Below are 19,124 nucleotides of genomic sequence, written 5' to 3'. Positions count from 1 at the left end.
CCGGCCCCGGTTCCGACGGTGACGGTGTCGAAGACGACCGGTCTGAACGCCGATGGCGAGACCGTCACCGTGCGTGGCACCGGCTTCTTGCCGTCCGCCCCGGCGACGTCGGGCACGCGCCCGCCGCTGGCCGGAACGTTCACCGGCACGTACGTCGCATTCGGCAAGTTCGCGGATGTCTGGCAGCCGTCGACCGGCGCTGCGTCGGCGACGCGAGTGACCGGTGACACGAAGTGGGCTTTGCTCGCCGCCAACATGGCGACCGTGGGCGGTGCACCCGCCGGGGCTGTTGAGTTGAAGGCCGACGGCACGTTCGAGACCACGCTGACCGTGAAGAAGGGCTACGACAAAGAGCCGGCCACCGGTAACTACGGCATCTACACCTACCCGGGCGGCGGAGCGAAGTTTGCACCGTTCGAGACGAAGACCGCGCTCACCTTCGCCGACTCGACCACACTCCCGCCGGTCACACCGCCGGTGACGCCGACGACGCCTCCGGTGGCTCCGCCCGTGACGCCTCCGGTAACCCCGCCGGTTTCCACCCCGGCGCCCGCAACCGGGTCGCTCAGCTGGGGAGTCAGCCAGGCGTTCCAGGACTACATCACCGGCCCGATCGCCCGCGGCAGCATTAGCGTCTCGAACGGCGCCACGTCGGGCGGCGGCAACTACCGGTTTGGTCAGGCCGGCGGCTCCTACAGCGCCGACACTCAGACCGGAACGGTGAATTACGCCGGCGCCGTGCGTTTCTTGGGGCACGGCGGCATCCTCGACCTCACCTTCTCCTCCCCGACCGTGCGCATCGATTCGGCAACGAGCGGCGTCTTCCAGATAACAGTCAACGGAAGCCGGGTTGATCTCGGCACGGTGAATCTTGCGGCTCGGAGCGCGATGCAGAATGGCGCGTTCACCGTGACGGATGCCCCGGTCACCTTGACCAGTGCCGGCGCCACCGCCTTCCAAGGCTTCTATGCCGCCGGAACCGCACTCGCACCGCTCAGCTTCACGATCGGTGCCGTCGGCGCTGCCCCAGCCGGCGAGCAGGGAACCATCAGTCGGGCCGTCTTCGCCTCGACGAAACCCGCAGTTGTCACCGAGCAGCCGCCCGTCACCGTGGCGGCCGGATGCACCGTGTCGGCTGCGACGCTCAACTGGGGCTTCAAGGAAGGGTTCCGCAGCTACCTCACCGGCGCCATCGCCAATGGTGACTGGGTTCTCGGCGGCGGAACGACCTATGCCGACGGACAGTTCGGTTGGACCGGGGGAACCGGGGCCATCGACTCGGCAGCCTCAACAGGCCTCGTTTCCTGGGGCGGCGAGGTGCGCTTCACCGGGCACGAGGGCATCCTCGACACGAAAATCGCGAACCCGCGTCTCGAGTTCGTCGATGCGGCAACCGCCTACCTCGTCGTCGACGTCAGCGGCAGCACTCAGATGGGTGAAGCAGTGGATGCCGCCGGAGTGCGTTTTGTGCAGCTCGACCTGACCGCATCCGCCCCGAGCGTCGTGACAGCCGAGGGGGCGTCACCGACTCAGACGGTTACGCTCCGCAACGTTCCGGCGACACTGACCGCGGCGGGTTCCGCAGCGTTTGGAACCTACCCGGCCGGCGAGGCGTTCGACCCGGTGAGTGCCTCGTTCGTCCTGGCGCCCGACTGTGCGGAAGGGGTTGCCGCGGTGACGACTCTTGAGCGCGCTGACAGTGAGGCGACGCCGGTCTCCGCAGTTCCTGCGGCCGATGTTGACCAGTCCAACTGGCTGCTCTGGAGCATCATCGCGGTGCTTCTCGCCGCCGTCATCGTGCTCGCGATCCTGTTCCGTCGCAGCGTGATCGCCGGCCGCTCGACGAAGTAGCCCGCACGGCACGCTCGTCCCGGCCCCTCCGCACTTGCGGGGGAGCCGGGGCGCTGCTGTCTGCAGCCCGCTCGGCCGGTTTTGACGGCCCCAGCGACGGCCCCAGCGCAGGCGACACTCATGCGACAATAGAACCGTGAGTTCTGCAGAACAGCCAGCACAGCCCGACACCCCCAACGAACCCGATCACACGGCTCCCGAATCCGGTGAGCCGGTCGTGACTGAGACCACCGTTCTGGTGCATCGCTCCCCGCGCTACTTCAACTTCATGTTGGTCGGCGCGATCATCGGCGCCGTCGTCGCCTTCGTGCTCACTGTCGCATTCCCCGACAACCCCGACTTCGGCAAAACCCAGGTTTTCGGGTTTCTGCTGCTGGCCGGCGTGACCTTTGGCGTCGCCCTCGGCTCGCTCGTCGCCCTCATTCTCGACCGCGTCGGCCGCTCGCGCACCGTCGTCGTCGACAAGATCGTTGAAAAAGCTACACCCGCCGATCCGGCCCCGGATGCTGACCACAGCAGCCGTTCTTCCAACGAAAACTCAGAGTAAAGGGGCTGCGGCGTGCCTGGTGGCGACGGACTGTTAAGTCACGATCTTCTTCCCGGTGAGAAGGGGCCGCAGGATGCCTGTGGAGTCTTCGGTGTCTGGGCTCCCGGCGAAGAGGTGGCGAAGCTCAGCTACTTCGGCCTCTATGCGCTGCAGCACCGCGGCCAGGAATCGGCTGGTATCGCCACGAGCGACGGCAGCAAGATCCTTATCTACAAAGACATGGGACTCGTCTCCCAGGTCTTCAACGAGTCGGCGCTGAGCACGCTCCTCGGGCACATCGCCGTCGGGCACACGCGCTACTCGACGACCGGATCGTCGAGCTGGCAGAACGCGCAGCCGACTCTCGGCCGCACGACCAGCGGCACCGTCGCCCTCGGCCACAACGGCAACCTGACGAACACCGCCGAGCTGATGCAGCTCGTTCACGAGCGCTACCCCGAAGCTGACGGCGAGCTGCGTCGCGGAAACACCACCGACACGGCGGTCATCACCGCGCTGCTCATCGGCGACAAGGAGCACACGCTCGAGCAGACCGCTCTCGAAGTGCTGCCGCGCCTGCGCGGCGCCTACTGCTTGGTCTTCATGGACGAGTCCACCCTCTACGCCGCCCGCGACCCACAGGGCGTTCGCCCGCTGGTGCTCGGTCGCCTCGAGCGCGGCTGGGTCGTCGCGTCCGAGACCGCTGCCCTCGACATCGTCGGCGCCAGCTTCGTGCGCGAGGTCGAGCCGGGTGAGCTGATCACCATCGACGAGAACGGCCTGCGCACGCAGCGTTTCGCCGAGTCCAAGCCTGCCGGCTGCGTCTTCGAATACGTCTACCTCGCCCGCCCCGACACCACCATCGCCGGTCGTGGCGTGCACGAGGCTCGCGTTGAGATGGGTCGCAAGCTCGCGGCCGAGCATCCGGTCGAGGCCGACCTTGTCATCCCGACTCCCGAGTCGGGAACCCCGGCGGCCATCGGTTACGCCCAGGCCTCCGGCATCCCGTTCGGCCAGGGTCTCGTCAAGAACTCCTACGTCGGCCGCACCTTCATTCAGCCGTCGGAAACCATCCGTCAGCGGGGCATCAAGCTCAAGCTCAACCCGCTCAAAGAGGTCATCAAGGGCAAACGTTTGATCGTCGTCGACGACTCGATCGTGCGCGGTAACACCCAGCGCGCCCTGGTCAACATGTTGCGCGAGGCCGGCGCCGCCGAGGTGCACGTGCGCATCTCAAGCCCGCCCATCACTTGGCCGTGCTTCTACGGCATCGACTTCGCGTCGCGGGCCGAACTCATCGCAACCGGCCTCGGTGTCGACGAGGTGCGTCAGGCGATTGGGGCCGACTCGCTCGGTTACCTCTCAGAAGACGGCATGATCGCCTCGACCGAGCAGCCGCGCGAGCGCCTCTGCACGGCGTGCTTCACGGGCGAATACCCGATTCCGCTGCCCGATTCGCAGCACCTCGGCAAGAACCTGCTCGAGCGTCAGCCGGCATCAAACGGATGCGACCCCGGCCCCGACGCGGAGTTCGAGTCGGTGCTCGAGGTGGCCCCCTCCCTCACCGTTTCAACCCCCGGCGCACCCGTGCGTTCCATCGGCGATCCAGGAAGACAAGAATGAGCAACGCTTCATACGCCGCAGCCGGCGTCGACACCACTGCAGGCGACCTCGCCGTCGAACTGATGAAGGCGGCCGTCAGCCGCACTCACGGCCCCGAGGTTCAGGGCGGCTTCGGTGGTTTCGCCGGCCTCTACGACGTCTCGTTCCTGACCAGCTTCCGCCGGCCGCTGCTCGCCACCTCCACCGACGGCGTCGGCACGAAGGTCGCGATCGCGCAGGCCATCGATAAGCACGACACCATCGGCCAGGACCTCGTGGGCATGGTCGTCGATGACATCATCGTGGTCGGTGCCCGCCCCCTCTTCATGACCGACTACATCGCGTGCGGCAAGGTCGTTCCTGAACGCATCGCCTCGATCGTGGCCGGAATCGCCACCGCCTGTGCCGCCACCGGCACCGCGCTCGTCGGCGGCGAGACGGCGGAGCACCCGGGCCTGCTCGGACCCGACGACTACGACGTGGCCGGCGCGGCCACCGGAGCCGTCGAGGCCGACGAGGTGCTCGGCGCCGACCGCGTCGAGCACGGTGACATCGTCATCGCCATGGCGTCGTCCGGCCTGCACTCCAATGGCTTCTCCCTCGTTCGCCACATCCTGGCCGAGCGCGGCGTTGCCTTCACCGACACCTCCGCCGAACTCGGCGGCCTCGTCGGTGAAGTGCTGCTCGAGCCCACCCGCCTCTACACCGCACCGTTGCTGCGCGTGCTGGCCGAGCCGAGCCTGGCCGGAGCCGTACACTCGCTCAGCCACGTCACCGGCGGCGGCATTGCAGCCAACCTCGCCCGCGTTCTGCCGCTTGGCTCCTGGGTCGAACTGGAGCGCTCCACCTGGTCGCCGTTGCCGGTCTTCCGGGTGCTCAGCGACATGGCGGGTTCGACGCTCGAAAGCTCTGAGGGCACCTGGAACCTCGGCATCGGCATGTTCGCCGTCGTCAGCGCGGATGCCGCACCCGCGGTCATCGCTCTGCTCGAGGCCGACGGCATCCCCTCCTGGGTTGCCGGCCGCGTCTCCACCGAAGCGCGCGACTTCACCGGATTCGAACAGGGCGCCAAGGGCGTCAACGGCGGCGCAGTGCGACTGACCGGTTCGTTCGCGGTCTAGCCCTCAGGCAAACGACGTCTGGGACAGACGCCGTCTCGGACAGACATAGTCTCAGGCGAGGCTCGGCGCATTCCGCGTCGGGCCTCGCGTCGGCTTCGGCTCATCGAAAAACGGGTCGCCGAAAGCCGAACGTCGCTGCGACGCTCGGCTGTGCGGCAATGAACCAGGTCGATATCTCGCCGAATCGGCGATCGTACCGACTACGCGCGCTTTTGCTCGTCTTCGGGGGCGTAGTGGTCGACGTAGTCGTCAGACTCGGCCGGCTCGTACTCCGGCCACTTGGCCAGGTCTTCGTCCAACCGATCCTCGCCGATTCGGCTTTCACCGATGCGAGGGTCGTCGGAAGGATGCCCCGTGAGCTCACGCTCAAGCGCGTTGTAGTTGGTGTCCGGGCTGAAATACTTCAGCTCACGGGCAACCTTGGTGTGCTTTGCTTTTTGACGGCCGCGCCCCATGCGTGACCCCCTTACGATGCCAGGCCAAGTGAGGCGATGCCACTTGGGATTTACCGAACCGAATGTATGAAAACTAACCGCTAGTTTAGCATGGTGGGCCCATTGCCCTGCGGCAGTGGTGCGAATCTCAATGTGAGCGATAGGGGAGTGGTGGCGAGCGAGCAAAGTGTGCCCGTCGTGATCATCGGCGCAGGCCAGGCCGGACTCTCCGTCGCCTACTATTTGCGGCGTTTTGAGCTGGTTGCCGGCCGGGATTTCGTGATCTTCGACCGCGGTCCAGACGCCGGCGGCGCCTGGCAGCACCGGTGGGATTCTCTGCGCCTCGGCACGGCACACCACGTCAATGACCTTCCCGGTATGGCCGAGTTGGGCATCAGCTTTGACACGGCCGACCGCTCCTTGCCGGCGAAGGATGTCGTTGCCGACTATTACCGTCGCTATGAGGAGCACTTCGAGCTGCGGGTGGAGCGCCCGGTCGCCGTGACGTCCGTTTTCAACCGCCGTGCTGACCTCGTGGTGGCGTCGACGTCGCCCTCTCCCGAATACGGTAAGCGCGAGACGACTGCTCGGCTGCTGGTGAACGCGACCGGCACCTGGGGTGCTCCGTTCGTTCCCTACTATCCCGGCGCGAACACGTTCGCCGGCCGCCATGTGCACACGGCGCAGTATCGATCGGCGGAGGAGTTCGCCGGTCAGCGGGTCGTCGTGGTGGGTGGCGGAACGTCGGCGATCGGCTTTCTCCTCGAACTCGAAAACGTCGCCGCCGAACTGACCTGGGCGGCCCGTCGCCCGATCGACTGGGTGCACACCGAAGAGCTCGACCTGGAGGGTGCGTCGGCGGCCGTCGCCGCCCAGGACGAGGCGGCCCGCAGCGGCCGCGCCCTGCCCAGCATCGTCAGCGGAACGGGGGTGCCCGTCAGTCGCCGCATCGCCGCCGGCATCGAACGCGGTCTCCTTGTCGCCCGCCCCATCTTCACCGCGATCGAACCGAACGGGGTGCGCTGGTCAGACGGCAGCTTCACCGAAGCGGATGCGATCATCTGGGCATCGGGATTCCGGCCGGAACTGCGCCACCTCGCGCCGCTCAAGCTGCGGGAGAAGGCGGGCGGGCTGACCGTCGGCGCGGGGGCATCCTGGACCGACCCGCGCATCTTCTTGGCCGGCTACGGCCCGCAGGCGAGCACCATCGGTGCGAACCGGGCCGGTCGCATGATCGCGCGGCAGATTGTGGCGCTGCTCTAGCAGACTCGTTGGTCGAGCCTGTCAGTGATGATGTGTGTGGGGTCGGATCGGTCTGACTCAGAGCCTGTCTGACGCGATGGCTGTCTTTGTCTCGATGCGTCGATCGGTCCGCCCTGACCATTTGTGTCGCGTTGAGGACGCCGATCATGACCTGATAGGAGCCTGGCTAAAGTCTCTTCACTGACCTGTCTGCCGGCGCCCTGAACGCTGACCCTTCCAAGAAAGGGCTGTATTCAGGATGACCGATTTGAGCCAGAAAATCATTCTCGGTGTCGATACTCATAAAGATTTCCATCACGCGGCCGTCATCAGCGCGCTCGGCGAGAGCCTCGCGGATCGACGCTTCGACGCGACTCCCGGCGGGTATGCGGAGCTGATCGGGTGGGTGGTCGGGTTCGGCAGTGTCGTGCGGGCTGGAGTTGAAGGCACCGGTTCGTATGGGGCCGCGCTGACCAAACGGTTGCGAAAGGCCGGGATCGACGTCATCGATGTCATCGCCCCGGACAAGCAAGAGCGGCGCCTGCGCGGCAAGACCGATCGGATCGATGCCTATTCGGCCGCTCGGGCGGTCCTCGCCCAACGGGCTCGGACCGTTCCGAAGACTCGTGACGGTGACGTGGAAGCATTGCGAGTGCTGCGCACGACCCGACGACTACTGGTCAAGCAGCGCACCGAGACGATGAACCAGATCAAGGGCTTACTCGTGAGCGCGCCCGAACAGTTGCGGACCCGACTTACCGGGCTGACGGGGAACAAACTCGCCCAGGCCTGCCACCAGCTCCGCACCCGGAAGACGGACGACACGGTGACCGCGGCGACCGTCGACGCATTACGTTCCCTCGGCGGCCGCCACCGCGATGCCACAGTGGAAGCCGACCGGCTCGGACAGCACATTGAACGCCTCGTCACCGGTTACGCGCCGGAACTGCTCGCCGTTCACGGCGTCGGACCCGATGTTGCCGCGACTCTGTTGGGCATCGCCGGCGAGAATGTTGACCGGATCACCAGCGAAGCCGCCTTGGCGCACCTGGCCGGCACCGCCCCGATTCCCGCGTCGTCCGGGAAAACCAACCGGCACCGGCTCAACCGCGGAGGAAACCGGCAAGGCAACGCAGCCTTCCACAGGATCGTGCTCGTCCGCATGAAAACCCACGCGCCGACCCGCGACTACGTCGAGAAAACCCTCGCCCGGGGGAAAACCAAGCGCGACGCAATGCGCCTTCTCAAACGCTACATCGCCCGCGAAATCTTCCCCATCCTCATCGCCATCCAACAACGCCACGCGAGCACCCACATCGCGGCTTGACATCAATAGGAGCATCGAGACCACGTCTGCCAACCTCCGATCTCGGGGTGCGTCTGAGGTTCGGCTCTCTGGATCTCGACAAGCTCGATCGCCGGAACGACTCAAGCTGCGAGTTGGTGATCCCTACTTGCGCTTGCGCCTGCGGGATGACGACGGGCGTGACTGCGGCGGCGGTCCGGCTACCACCGGTGCCGCCTTGTGTTCACTCGGCTTGTGCTCACCCGGCTTGTATTCGCCCGGTGTGACCGCGGCGGGCGCCAGGGGCTTCCGCGGGATCGGGCGGGGACGCACCGGCTCGCCGCGGCGATCCTGGCCGGGAATCGGCCGGGACCGGCGCCCGTAGATCAGCTCAGACGAGTCGAGCAGCCACGGCACGAGCGCAATCGTCACGCCGTGCACGAGCATCAGCTTCTGGCGGATGCGCCGGGCCTTGTGGTTGTGCAGCAGGTTCTCCCACCAGTGCCCGACGATGTAGATCGGGGTGTAGACGGTGACAACCTCTGAGCCGTGAGCGGAGCGGTGCTCCTTGACGTAGTTGATCAGCGGGTAGCTGATGTCGCGGTAGGGCGATTCGACGATGCGCAGCGGCACCTGGATATTCTGCTGCACCCAGTCGCGCTTGAGCTGCTTCGTCTCCTCTTCGTCGATCGACACGTGCACGGCTTCGAGGCTCTCGTGCCGCGCGGCGATGGCGTAGTCCAACGCTTTGAGAGTGGGCTTCTGCATCTTGCCGACGAGCACAATGGCGTGGTCGCCCTGCGCGCCGAAGGTGGTGACCGGGTCGACCTCGATCTCTTTGGCGACATCCCGGTAGTAACGGTTCACGCCGAGCATCAGAATGAACAGCACCGGCATCATCAGAAAGACGAGCCAGGCACCGTGGGTGAACTTGGTGATCGTGACGATGATCAACACCACGAAGGTGAGCGCAGCACCGAAACCGTTGATCGACAGGCTGCGGATGATGGAGCCGCGGTTCGGTGGATTCGTCTTCAGCAAGGCGAGCCAATGCCGCACCATGCCGGTCTGGCCGAGTGTGAACGAGACGAAGACGCCGATGATGTAGAGCTGGATCAGCACGGTCAGGTTCGCCTGGAAGACGATCAGGATGAGGCAGGCGGCGAGGGCGAGCAGCAGCACGCCGTTCGAGTAGATCAGGCGGTCGCCGCGGGTGCTCAGCGACTTGGGCGCGTAGGAGTCCTTCGCGAGCACGGAGCCGAGCAGCGGGAAGCCGTTGAACGCCGTGTTGGCGGCGAGCAGCAGCACGGCAGCGGTTGCCGCTTGCAGCACATAGAAGAGGATGGTGTTGTTGCCGAACGTCGCCGCCCCGATCTGGGCGATCAGGCTGCGCTGCGGTGACGTGGCACAGTCGGTCCAGCCGATCAGGTCGCACGGGTTCTCGGCGTAGTGAACGCCGGAGACCAGGGCGAGAGCGGTCAGGCCGATGAACAGGGCGACGGCGATGCCGCCCATCAAGACGAGGGTTGACTGTGCGTTCTTGATCTTCGGGCGACGGAATGCGGGAACGCCGTTGGCGATCGCCTCGACACCGGTCAGGGCGCTACATCCGCTCGCGAACGAACGCAGCAGCAACAGGATGAATGCGGCCTGACCGAGATTCTCGGCTTGCACGCCGTAGGCGGCCGATTCGGCGACCGGGGGATCGCCCAGGGCGGTCCGGGTCAGCCCGACGACCACGAGCAGTCCAGCGGTGGCGATGAACAAGTAGGTCGGGATGGCGAACGCCGTGCTCGACTCCCGAATTCCGCGCAGGTTCGCCGCGGCGAGGATGATGACAAAAACCACGGCCATTTCGACCCGGATCGGAGCCAGCACCGGGAAAGCCGAAATAATGTTGTCGACCCCACTGGCGATCGAGACGACGACGGTCATCACGTAGTCGACGAGCAGGGCGGATGCGACGACCAGGCCGGCCTTCTCACCGATGTTCTTCGAAGCGACCTCATAGTCGCCACCGCCGGACGGGTAGGCCTTGATCAGCTGTCGGTACGACGCGACGACGACGAGCATGAGCAGCACGACGAGCGCGGCAACCCAGGGTGTGAAGCTGAGCATCGCCAGGCCGCCGATGGTCAGGATCATCATCAGTTCCTGCGGCGCGTAGGCGACGCTCGACAGCGCGTCACTGGCGAAAATCGGTAGCGCTAGGCGCTTGCTCAGCAGTTGGCCCTCGAGGTGTTCGCTCGGGAGCGGGTCGCCGATGATCCACCGTTTGGGGGACCGGTTTTCAACTGGTGGAGATGTTCCCTCATTTGTCACGAGGGACGACACTACTCCACTCAAACTCGGAGAAAGTACGGAATTGATAACAACTCGGGTGTCGATTGTGACCACTGCGCACGGCGCGCCGATGGCGAAACGGCCGGGCGCGCCGGAGGGATTCCCCCGCTTGCTTTCGGCCGGGTGTTACTCGCCCGAAGCTTGAGCCGCGCCGATGACCCGCCAGAGGGCGCTCCGCAGAGTGGCGAGTTCGTCGATGCTCATGCCCAGCTGGTCGATGATGCGTGGCGGGATGCTCTCAGCTTCTGCTCGCAGTCTCAGCCCGAGGTCGGTCAGTGAGATGTCGAGCATCCGCTCGTCGATGCTGCTGCGTTCGCGGGAGACGAGGCCGGCGCTCTCCAGTCGCTTGAGCAGCGGGGAGAGGGTGGCCGGCTCGAGTTGCAGGGCGGAACCCAGGTCTTTGACCGAGCGGGGGCTGCGCTCCCAGAGGGCCAGCATCACGAGGTATTGCGGGTGGGTGAGGCCGTAGGGCTCGAGGATTGGGCGGTAGATCGCGTTGACGCTGCGCGAGGCGATGGCCAGGGCGAAGCAGACTTGCTCTTCGAGCTGGAGCAGGTTGGGTGCGTCAGTGGGCATTGCCCCTCCAGTTTCGTGATTCGCGACTCTCAGTATTACTTAGTACACTAATCATTATGGCACGAACGACAAATTCTTCGGGCGCCGGACGCAAAGCCGGCGGACTCACCGCGTGGGTCAACCGCACGCTCTTTCCCTGGATCGGGCCGCCGCCGCTCGGGCCGTACACCGACGAGCCGGAGGCCGAGGTGCGCGCCGCGAAGGCGCAGTCGGTCTGCCCGATGTGTGGCGAGCTGATGAGCGTGCATGAAATCGATCGCTCGGGGGAGCGCACGCAGATCTATCACCCGACGCCGGAGCAGGCAGCGGAACGCCGGAAGGCGCTCGAGGGCGAGTAAGCCCCCGCTGGTCGAGCTTGTCGAGACCCGGTGGAGCGATCTCGAGACTCGGTCACGAGATCTCGACAGGCTCGATCAACGAGGATTACGCGAGCGCGCGCAGACGCGGCGCGAGGTCGCGCTCGAACAGCTCGAGAAAGCGCTTCTGGTCGTGACCAGGGGAGTGGAAGACCAGGTGGTTGAGGCCCGCGTCGAGGTACGGCTTGATCAACGCCACCGCCTCGTCGGGGTCTGACGAGACGATCCAGCGCTTCGCGACCTGCTCGATCGGCAGCGCGTCGGCCGCGGCCTCCATCTCGATCGGGTCTTCGATCGAGTGCTTCTGCTCCGGGGTGAGTGAGAGCGGCGCCCAGAAACGAGTATTTTCGAGTGCCAGCTCGCGGTCGGTGTCGTAGGAGATCTTGATCTCGATCATCCGGTCAATGGCGGATGCGTCGCGTCCGGCCTTCTCGGCGCCCTCGGCGACGGCAGGAAGCAACTGCTCGGTGTAGAGCTCCATGCCCTTGCCGGAGGTGCAGATGAACCCGTCACCGGCGCGGCCGGCGTAGCGGGCGACGAGGGGGCCGCCGGCGGCGATGTAAACCGGGATCCCACCGTCCGGAACGTCGTAGATCGACGCGCCCTTCGTCGTGTAGTACTCGCCCTCGAAGTCGACCCGATCGCCGACCCAGAGCTGGCGCATCAGGTCGACCGACTCGCGCAGCCGGGCGAAGCGCTCCTTGAACTCGGGCCAGTCGCCGGTGTAGCCGGTGGCGATCTCGTTCAGTGCCTCGCCGGTGCCGACGCCGAGCATGATGCGCCCCGGGTAGAGGCAGCCCATGGTGGCGAAGGCCTGGGCGATCACCGCCGGGTTGTACCGGAAGGTCGGGGTGAGCACCGAGGTGCCGATCTGCACACGCTTCGTGCGCTCGCCGACGGCCGTCATCCAGGCCAGCGAGAACGGGGCGTGCCCGCCGACGTGCCGCCAGGGCTGGAAATGGTCGCTCACGGTCACGCTGTCGAGCCCGTGTTCCTCGGCCATGACGCCCAGTTCTACGAGATCGCGCGGCCCAAACTGTTCAGCCGATGCCTTCAAGCCCAATTTCAACACGGTGCCTCCACTTGTCACTGCGATCCTATTCGCAGCCGACGCCGGCCCGCCTTCTCACCAGGCATTCCGCCTCGAAATTTGCTCAGTTGAGCAGCGGGCCGGGGTTGTCGTTCAGCGTGTGATCGAGGCCAGGATGCTGGCGCGAACCGCATCGAGCTGGCGTCGCAGCTCAGTGACGGTGTCGGCGGGAACCCGCGAACGGTAGGCGGCGGTGCGCAGGTCGGCGCGCAACTGCTGTCGGAACTCGTTCAGCACCATGTCGGCTTCGTGGAGGGCGCGGTTTGACTCGGTGTGCAGGTTGCTCTCGTTGGCCGAGTTTTTCGACTCGGACTTGGCCTCGCGGGCCGCAGAGGCGAGATCGGCCCGCAGGCTCTTCATCGCCGCATTGACGCCGGAGCGCACCTCATCGGCCAGGCGACGCACCGAATCGGTCATCTCGTTCTCGATCGCGAACAGGTCGCCCTCCCGGGCGGCCAGCTCGGCTCGGCCCGCCTCGGTGATCTCATAGACGGTCTTGCGGCCGTCGGAGACCTTCGTGACAAGACCCTCTTCCTCGAGCTTGGCAAGGCGGGGGTAGATGGTTCCGGCGCTCGGGCTGTAGGTTCCGCCGAAGCGGTCGCTCAGGGCCTGGATCAGTTCGTAGCCGTGGCGCGGCTGCTCGGCCAACAGGCTGAGCAGATAGAGCCGGAGACTGCCATGGGAAAAGACCGGGGGAGTCATTCCGACGCTCCTTCCTCGCCGAAAGTCGACGCGTCGTGCGAGGCATCCGTCGGGAAGTTCTGCCCGCTGCTGCCGGCGCGGCGCACCACCGAAACGTCGCCGGAGACCGACTTCGCGTTGAGTTCGAGCCAGCTGCCCGAGAGGTCGCCGATGCTGCTGTCGAAGCCCTTGCCGAGCGTGCCGCGCACGGTGCGGTCGTCGAGCTGCAGCGTGCCGGAGACGGTGTTGATGCGGTAGCGGGCCGGAACGTCGGCACCGAGGCGCACGGTCAGATTTCCGCTGACCGAGTTGGTGTTGATGCGGTCGGGCACGCCGTCGATGTCGACGAAGACGTTGCCCGAGACGCCGTCGACGCTGAAGCGACGGATGTTTCCGCTCACCGTCACGTCGCCGGAGACCGTGTGCGCTGAAATGTCGCCCGTGTGGCTGCGCACCGAAAGCTCGCCGCTCACGCTGTTCAGTTCGAGAGCGCCGGTGCTGCCGTCGATCACCACGTCACCGGTGACCGTGCTGATGCGGGCGTCGTTGGCGAGCCCGGAGACGAGGGCGTCGGCGGAGATGACGCCGAACTTCAGTGCGATATCGCGCGGCACCATGATGCTCACGTCGGCGCGCGCCGAGCCGCGGAACGAGCTGAAGACCTCAATGAAGTTGTCCCAGCGCAGTTGCGGGTGATCGATTTCGAGCAGATCGCCGTCCATCGAGATCTTGAGGTCTTTGCCGCTGACGCTGTGCACGGTCACGCGGGCTCCGGGCTCGTCGTGCCCGATCACATCCACTCGGCCGGCGATCAGGCTGACCTTCAGGTGGCGTACCAGTTCGATGTCGATGATTTTTGTCTGGCCGGGCGTCACCAGCCACTTTTCGAGTGTCATTGTCTGCTCCTTCGGGGCACCCGCACGGATGCCGAAATCTCGGTTCTGAATTGTCGATGACGCGATATATCGCGTTCCGTAAATCTCACGATATATCGCGTCTTGCCCGAGCGCAAGGTGTTCGCAGAATTCGTCGTCGCCCGGCCGGGTGGGGTACCGAATTCAGGAGTGGAGGTGTGTCGCGGTGCCAAAAACCCGTCATCCGGGGTGAATTTCGGCGCGACACGCACTCCGTTCCTGATTTCGGGCCGGGGCGCAAGGCGAAAGCGCGAGGGGAAGATCGGGGGCCGGCTGGATGCTGCGGGGACATCTGATTGAAACCGGACACGGTTTCGGCGATCGCTGTGGTTAGATTGCATGATGATCGACATAAGTCGCGGAAATGCCCTGGGATCGTCCGGGGCGAGTGACATTTTCCAGATTCTGCGCGACGGAAAACCCCGCACCCGCACCGAACTTGCGAACCTCACCGGGCTCGCACGCTCGACCGTTGCCCTGCGGATGGACTCGTTGGCGCAACTGGGACTGATCGGTCCTGCCGCCGATGCCCCGTCGACCGGCGGACGTCCTTCGTCTCAAATCGCCCTGGCGACCGGGATCAAGGTCGTGCTCGGCGTCGATATCGGCGCCTCCCACGTGCGCATCGCAGTGAGCGACCTGACCGGGCATCCGCTGGCCGAAGCCGGCACAGACCTCGAAGTCGCGAGCGGCCCCGAAACCGTGCTCAATTGGGTGATTGAAGCCGGTAGCGCGCTGATTCTCAGCACTGGCCGCACACAGGCCGACCTGCTCGCCATCGGCGTCGGACTTCCCGGCCCAGTCGAGCACAGCAGCGGTCGCCCGATCAACCCGCCGATCATGCCAGGCTGGGACCGCTTCGACGTGCCCGGCTGGCTGCAAGCCCAATTCGACGTGCCCGTGCTCGTCGACAACGACGTGAACATCATGGCGCTCGGCGAGCGTGAGGCGGCCTGGCCCGAGATCGACCACCTCATCTTCGTCAAGGTCGCCACCGGAATCGGCGCCGGCGTGATCTCCGGCGGGATGCTGCAGCGCGGCGCGCAGGGGATCGCCGGCGATATCGGGCATGTCCAGGTCGCGCGCGGCGGCGACGTGCCCTGCCACTGCGGAAACCGCGGCTGCTTGGAGGCACTCGCCTCCGGTCCCGCGATCGCCGCTGCACTGCGGGCGCGTGGTTTGGAGACCACCACCAGTCACGACGTCGTGGAACTCGTCAAGCTCGGCAATCTCGACGCGATTCAGGCCGTGCGGCAGGCCGGCCGGGACATGGGTGAAGTGCTGACCGCCTGCGTCAGCCTGATCAACCCGTCGGTCATCGTGATCGGTGGGTCGATGGCCAGAGCCGGCGAGCAGTTGATCGCCGGAATGCGCGAGGTCGTCTATACCCGCTCGATGCCCCTGGCCACCCAGCATTTGCAGATCGTTCCGTCGACCGCCGGCGCGAACGCCGCCGTGCTCGGTGCCAGCATGCTCGCGATCCACCACGCGCTGTCGCCGGCCCGCGTCGACGCGATGGTGCTCGAGCTGCTGGAGTCTGGCCCCGAGAAGAAGTAGCTGCTGAGGGCTGCGCGGCGCTCCTCTGCGCTGGGCAGACGACACAGTCGATACAGACGACAACGACGGATGCCGGTGCCCAGGTGGGCACCGGCAACCGTCGTTGAGGCCAGCGGCTTCGCCGCGTCGCTATTTCGTGCTGAACGCTGAGTCGAAGGCGGCGTCCGGCTGGTCGAACGCCAGGCGGCGCACGAACTCAAGCGCCTCTGGCGCCCCGATCAAGCGGTCCATTCCCGCGTCTTCCCACTCGACCGAGAGCGGTCCGTCGTAGCCGATCGAGTTGAGCATCCTGAAGCTGTCTTCCCACGGAACATCGCCGTGCCCGGTCGAGACGAAGTCCCAGCCGCGCCGCGGGTCGGCCCACGCCAGGTGGGAGCCCATCCGGCCGTTGCGCCCGTTGACCATGCGCTTCTTGGTGTCTTTGCAATCGACGTGGTAGATCCGGTCCTTGAAGTCCCAGAGAAACCCGACCGGGTCGAGGTCTTGCCAGACGAAGTGGCTCGGATCCCAGTTCAGGCCGAACGCCTCGCGGTGGCCGATCGCCTCAAGGGTACGGACCGTCGTCCAATAGTCGTAGGCGATCTCGCTCGGGTGCACCTCGTGGGCGAAACGCACGCCGACCTCGTCGAACACGTCGAGAATGGGGTTCCAGCGGTCGGCGAAGTCCTGGTAGCCCGCATCGATCGCCTCCTGGGAGACGGGCGGGAACATCGCCACATACTTCCAGATCGAGGAACCGGTGAAGCCGACGACGGTCTTGACGCCGAGCTTGGCGGCAAGCCGGGCGGTGTGTTTCATCTCTTCGGCGGCGCGCTGACGCACCCCCTCCGGGTCGCCGTCGCCCCAGACGACATCGGGAAGGATGTCCCGGTGCCGCTGATCGATCGGATCGTCGCAGACCGCCTGCCCTTTGAGGTGGTTGGAGATCGCGTAGACCGACAAGTTGTACTTGGCGAGAATGGCCAGTTTCCCGGCGACGTATTCGTCGTCATCCCAGCGCCACGGATCGAGGTGATCGCCCCAGCAGGCGATTTCCAAACCGTCGTAGCCCCAGCCGGAGGCGAGGCGGGCAACCTCTTCAAACGGAAGGTCGGCCCATTGGCCGGTGAACAGTGTGACAGGGCGACTCATGCGGTGACTCCTTCGTCCGGGTGAGAATGTTCAGAAAGCGGAGGTTGATGTCCAGATGCTCTCGGCGTTGGCACTGCGTTCCACGGCATCCAGCACGCGCTGCACCTGCAGACCGGCGGCGAATGACGGTTCGGGCTGCGTGTTGCCGACGATGGCCTCGACGAAGTCTTTCGCCTGGTGTGAGAATCCGTGCTCGTATCCGAGAGTGTGTCCGGCGGGCCACCACGCCGAGATGTACGGATGCGTCGGTTCGGTCACCAAGATCTTGGTGAATCCGCGGAGGGTTTCCGGCGCGTTCGAATCGTAGTAACCGAGCGAATTGAGATCCTCGAGGTCGAAGGAGATCGCGCCGGTCGAGCCGGAGACTTCGATGCGCAGGGCGTTCTTGCGGCCCGTCGACATCCGTGTGGCTTCGAAGGAACCGAGAGCCCCGCCGTCGAAACGGCCGGTGAAGAGCGCGATGTCGTCGACTGTCACGTCGCCGTAGTCGGTGCCGGCTGTTCCGGCGAGGCCTGATGTTTCGGCGAGGATCGGGCGGCGAGGCACGATTGTCTCCATCGTGCCGCTGACGCCGGTGAGCTTCTGGCCGGTGATGAACTGGGCAAGGTCAATGGCGTGGGCGCCGATGTCGCCGAGTGCGCCCGAGCCGGCCAGGTGCTTCTGCAGCCGCCAGGCCAGCGGGGTTTGCGGGTCGGTGAGCCAGTCCTGCAGGTAGGCGGCGCGCACCTGGCGCACGTCGCCGATCGCTCCGGATGCAACCAGGTCGCGAGCAAACGTGGCGGCCGGTACCCGCCGGTAGGTGAAACCAACCATGGCGTAGACGCCGCGTTCGGCGGCCCGGGCCGCGGCATCCGCCATCGCCGACGCCTCTTCGGCGCTGTTCGCGAGTGGCTTCTCGCAGAGCACGTGCTTGCCGGCCTCGAGCGCGGCAATGGCGATTTCAACGTGGGTGTGGCCGGGTGTGACGATGTCGATCACGTCGATGTCGTCACGGGCGATGGCCTCGCGCCAGTCGATGCCGGATTCAGCCCAGCCCCACGATGCGGCGGCGGCCGCGGTGCGGTCGGCGTCCCGCCCGATCAGTAGGGCCATTTCGGGGCGGGCCGGCAAGTCGAAGAAGTGCGGAGCGACCCGCCAGCCTTGGGAATGTGCAGCTCCCATGAAACCGTGTCCCACCATGGCGATTCTGAAGCGGGGGGTGTGGTTCGACAACGTTTCCTCTTTCATGGTGCTCAAAAAACTGGGGTGAAACGGGGGCCCGCGATCGCTCGGGGGCCCCCGACTCGGGTTAGGACTCGAACGCGGTCGGCAGGAACTTGTCGACGTTGTCGATGGTGACGACCGGAGCGTTGAGCACGATGCGGCTCGGGATCTCCACCTCGACCAGGTCGCTCATCGCCTTGCCCTGCACGAGCAAGCGGGCGAGACGGATGCCGTCGGCTGCCTGCGTCGACGGGTAGATGACCGTCGCCTTGACGACGCTCTCCGGGTCCTGGATCTCGCGCATGGCGTTGGCCGAACCGGCGCCGCCAACCATGATGAATTCGTCGCGGCCGGCGGCCTCGATGGCGGCGAGAACGCCGATTCCCTGGTCGTCATCGTGGTTCCAGAGTGCGTCGATCTTCGGTGCGGCGGCGAGCAACTGCGAGGTCGTTGCCTCACCGCCCTGCACGGTGAAGTCGGCGGCGACTCGGTTTGTCACCGACAGCCCGCAGTCCTTGAGCGCGTCGGAGAAGCCCTTGCTGCGGTCCTGAGTCAGCGGAAGGGAGTCGATGCCGGCGATCTCGGCGATCACGGCGTCGGGGTTGTCGCCAACCTGGTCGCAGATGAACGCACCGGCGCTGACGCCCATGCCGTAGTTGTCACCGAGGATGGTGACGCGTGCGGCGAAGGTGCTCGAGAACTCGCGGTCGACGTTGATCACGGGAATGCCGGCGGCCATGGCCTGGAGCGCAACCTCGGTGAGTGCTGCACCATCGGTCGGGAGCAGCACAATGGCGTCGACCTTGTCGTTGATGAAGCCTTCGACCTGGCTGATCTGCAGGTTGGCGTCGTTGGTGCCTTCGGCGACCTTGAGGTCGACGTCGGGGTACTTCTTCGCCTCGGCCAGGGCGGCGGAGTTGATGGCGCCGAGCCAGCCGTGGTCGGCGGCGGGGCCGGAGAAGCCGATGGTGATGGTGTCGCCGGTCGCGGCGTTGCCGTCAACCGATGCGTTGGTGGGCTCGGTGCTTGACACGCCGGTTTCGGCAGTACAACCGGCCATGAGGCCGACGGCGGCCAGTGACGCGCCGGCAGCGATGAGCAGCCTCTGACGCTTGGTGCGTGAAACGAGCATGTTGTTCCTCCTGGTAGATGATTCGCGGTGTAGTGCCAACGAAACGGAAGTGCGCAACTGCTCGAGGATCTGCTCCTCAA

17 protein-coding genes are annotated in these 19,124 nt (G+C 65.9%); 8 read left to right on the top strand and 9 right to left on the bottom strand.

The window, feature by feature from the left end:
• The 4 genes from AC1DCF_RS18285 to purM all read left to right on the top strand — a co-directional run.
• The coding region (locus tag AC1DCF_RS18285; RefSeq protein ID WP_477212226.1) for an HtaA domain-containing protein at window positions 1–1,851 on the top strand (1,851 nt) is incomplete at its 5' end.
• Between the two features lie 136 nt (window positions 1,852–1,987).
• Window positions 1,988–2,398: a hypothetical protein gene (locus AC1DCF_RS18280; protein ID WP_477212225.1), complete on the top strand. Its 411-nt coding sequence runs from the start codon at window positions 1,988–1,990 to the stop codon at window positions 2,396–2,398.
• Window positions 2,399–2,410: 12 nt separating this feature from the next.
• Window positions 2,411–4,000 (top strand): amidophosphoribosyltransferase, encoded by a 1,590-nt coding sequence (gene purF, locus AC1DCF_RS18275; protein ID WP_441791892.1) that lies wholly within the window; start codon window positions 2,411–2,413, stop codon window positions 3,998–4,000.
• On the top strand, window positions 3,997–5,100 hold the full coding sequence (gene purM, locus AC1DCF_RS18270; protein WP_477212224.1) for a phosphoribosylformylglycinamidine cyclo-ligase: 1,104 nt from the start codon (window positions 3,997–3,999) through the stop codon (window positions 5,098–5,100). The genes purF and purM overlap by 4 nt, the downstream gene beginning before the upstream one ends.
• Window positions 5,101–5,300: 200 nt before the next feature.
• On the opposite strand, the gene AC1DCF_RS18265 is transcribed toward purM, so the two are convergent.
• Window positions 5,301–5,555 (bottom strand): DUF3073 domain-containing protein, encoded by a 255-nt coding sequence (locus AC1DCF_RS18265; RefSeq protein WP_441791894.1) that lies wholly within the window; start codon window positions 5,553–5,555, stop codon window positions 5,301–5,303.
• Between the two features lie 132 nt (window positions 5,556–5,687).
• Between AC1DCF_RS18265 and AC1DCF_RS18260 the strand changes: the two genes are divergently transcribed.
• Window positions 5,688–6,797, top strand: a complete 1,110-nt coding sequence (locus AC1DCF_RS18260) for an NAD(P)-binding domain-containing protein (RefSeq protein ID WP_477212223.1) — start codon at window positions 5,688–5,690, stop codon at window positions 6,795–6,797.
• 238 nt (window positions 6,798–7,035) lie between these two features.
• On the top strand, window positions 7,036–8,103 hold the full coding sequence (locus tag AC1DCF_RS18255) for an IS110 family RNA-guided transposase (protein WP_477212222.1): 1,068 nt from the start codon (window positions 7,036–7,038) through the stop codon (window positions 8,101–8,103).
• Between the two features lie 123 nt (window positions 8,104–8,226).
• On the opposite strand, the gene AC1DCF_RS18250 is transcribed toward AC1DCF_RS18255, so the two are convergent.
• Window positions 8,227–10,383: an APC family permease gene (locus AC1DCF_RS18250; protein WP_477212221.1), complete on the bottom strand. Its 2,157-nt coding sequence runs from the start codon at window positions 10,381–10,383 to the stop codon at window positions 8,227–8,229.
• A 147-nt stretch (window positions 10,384–10,530) separates the two neighbouring features.
• Window positions 10,531–10,980, bottom strand: coding sequence for a MarR family winged helix-turn-helix transcriptional regulator (locus tag AC1DCF_RS18245; protein ID WP_477212220.1), 450 nt, complete (start codon window positions 10,978–10,980; stop codon window positions 10,531–10,533).
• 56 nt (window positions 10,981–11,036) lie between these two features.
• Here AC1DCF_RS18245 and AC1DCF_RS18240 point away from each other — a divergent pair, with 56 nt between their 5' ends.
• Entirely contained in the window at window positions 11,037–11,318 is a 282-nt protein-coding gene (locus AC1DCF_RS18240) for a hypothetical protein (protein WP_477212219.1), read from the top strand.
• Window positions 11,319–11,403: 85 nt separating this feature from the next.
• On the opposite strand, the gene fgd is transcribed toward AC1DCF_RS18240, so the two are convergent.
• From fgd to AC1DCF_RS18225, 3 genes are all read right to left on the bottom strand, one after another.
• Window positions 11,404–12,408: a glucose-6-phosphate dehydrogenase (coenzyme-F420) gene (gene fgd / locus AC1DCF_RS18235; protein ID WP_477212232.1), complete on the bottom strand. Its 1,005-nt coding sequence runs from the start codon at window positions 12,406–12,408 to the stop codon at window positions 11,404–11,406.
• A gap of 111 nt (window positions 12,409–12,519) precedes the next feature.
• Window positions 12,520–13,128, bottom strand: coding sequence for a PadR family transcriptional regulator (locus AC1DCF_RS18230; protein WP_477212218.1), 609 nt, complete (start codon window positions 13,126–13,128; stop codon window positions 12,520–12,522).
• Window positions 13,125–14,003: a DUF4097 family beta strand repeat-containing protein gene (locus AC1DCF_RS18225; protein ID WP_477212217.1), complete on the bottom strand. Its 879-nt coding sequence runs from the start codon at window positions 14,001–14,003 to the stop codon at window positions 13,125–13,127. Before AC1DCF_RS18225 ends, AC1DCF_RS18230 begins: the two co-directional genes overlap by 4 nt.
• 360 nt (window positions 14,004–14,363) lie before the next feature.
• On the opposite strand from AC1DCF_RS18225, the gene AC1DCF_RS18220 reads away from it, so the two are divergent.
• On the top strand, window positions 14,364–15,578 hold the full coding sequence (locus AC1DCF_RS18220) for an ROK family protein (protein WP_477212231.1): 1,215 nt from the start codon (window positions 14,364–14,366) through the stop codon (window positions 15,576–15,578).
• A gap of 129 nt (window positions 15,579–15,707) precedes the next feature.
• Here the strand turns inward: AC1DCF_RS18220 and AC1DCF_RS18215 are convergent, their stop codons facing one another.
• The 3 genes from AC1DCF_RS18215 to AC1DCF_RS18205 all read right to left on the bottom strand — a co-directional run bounded on the left by AC1DCF_RS18215 (window position 15,708) and on the right by AC1DCF_RS18205 (window position 19,044).
• A complete protein-coding gene (locus AC1DCF_RS18215) occupies window positions 15,708–16,709 on the bottom strand; it encodes a sugar phosphate isomerase/epimerase family protein (RefSeq protein ID WP_477212216.1) in 1,002 nt (333 codons plus the stop codon).
• Between the two features lie 30 nt (window positions 16,710–16,739).
• Window positions 16,740–17,888 (bottom strand): Gfo/Idh/MocA family protein, encoded by a 1,149-nt coding sequence (locus AC1DCF_RS18210; protein WP_477212230.1) that lies wholly within the window; start codon window positions 17,886–17,888, stop codon window positions 16,740–16,742.
• Window positions 17,889–17,997: 109 nt separating this feature from the next.
• Window positions 17,998–19,044 (bottom strand): substrate-binding domain-containing protein, encoded by a 1,047-nt coding sequence (locus AC1DCF_RS18205; protein WP_477212215.1) that lies wholly within the window; start codon window positions 19,042–19,044, stop codon window positions 17,998–18,000.
• Between the last annotated feature and the right edge of the window lie 80 nt (window positions 19,045–19,124).

Source organism: Leifsonia sp. 10L418 (genome assembly GCF_056395445.1).
The sequence above is the reverse complement of the archived record's forward strand: the minus strand, read 5'-3'. Positions and strand labels throughout refer to the sequence as shown.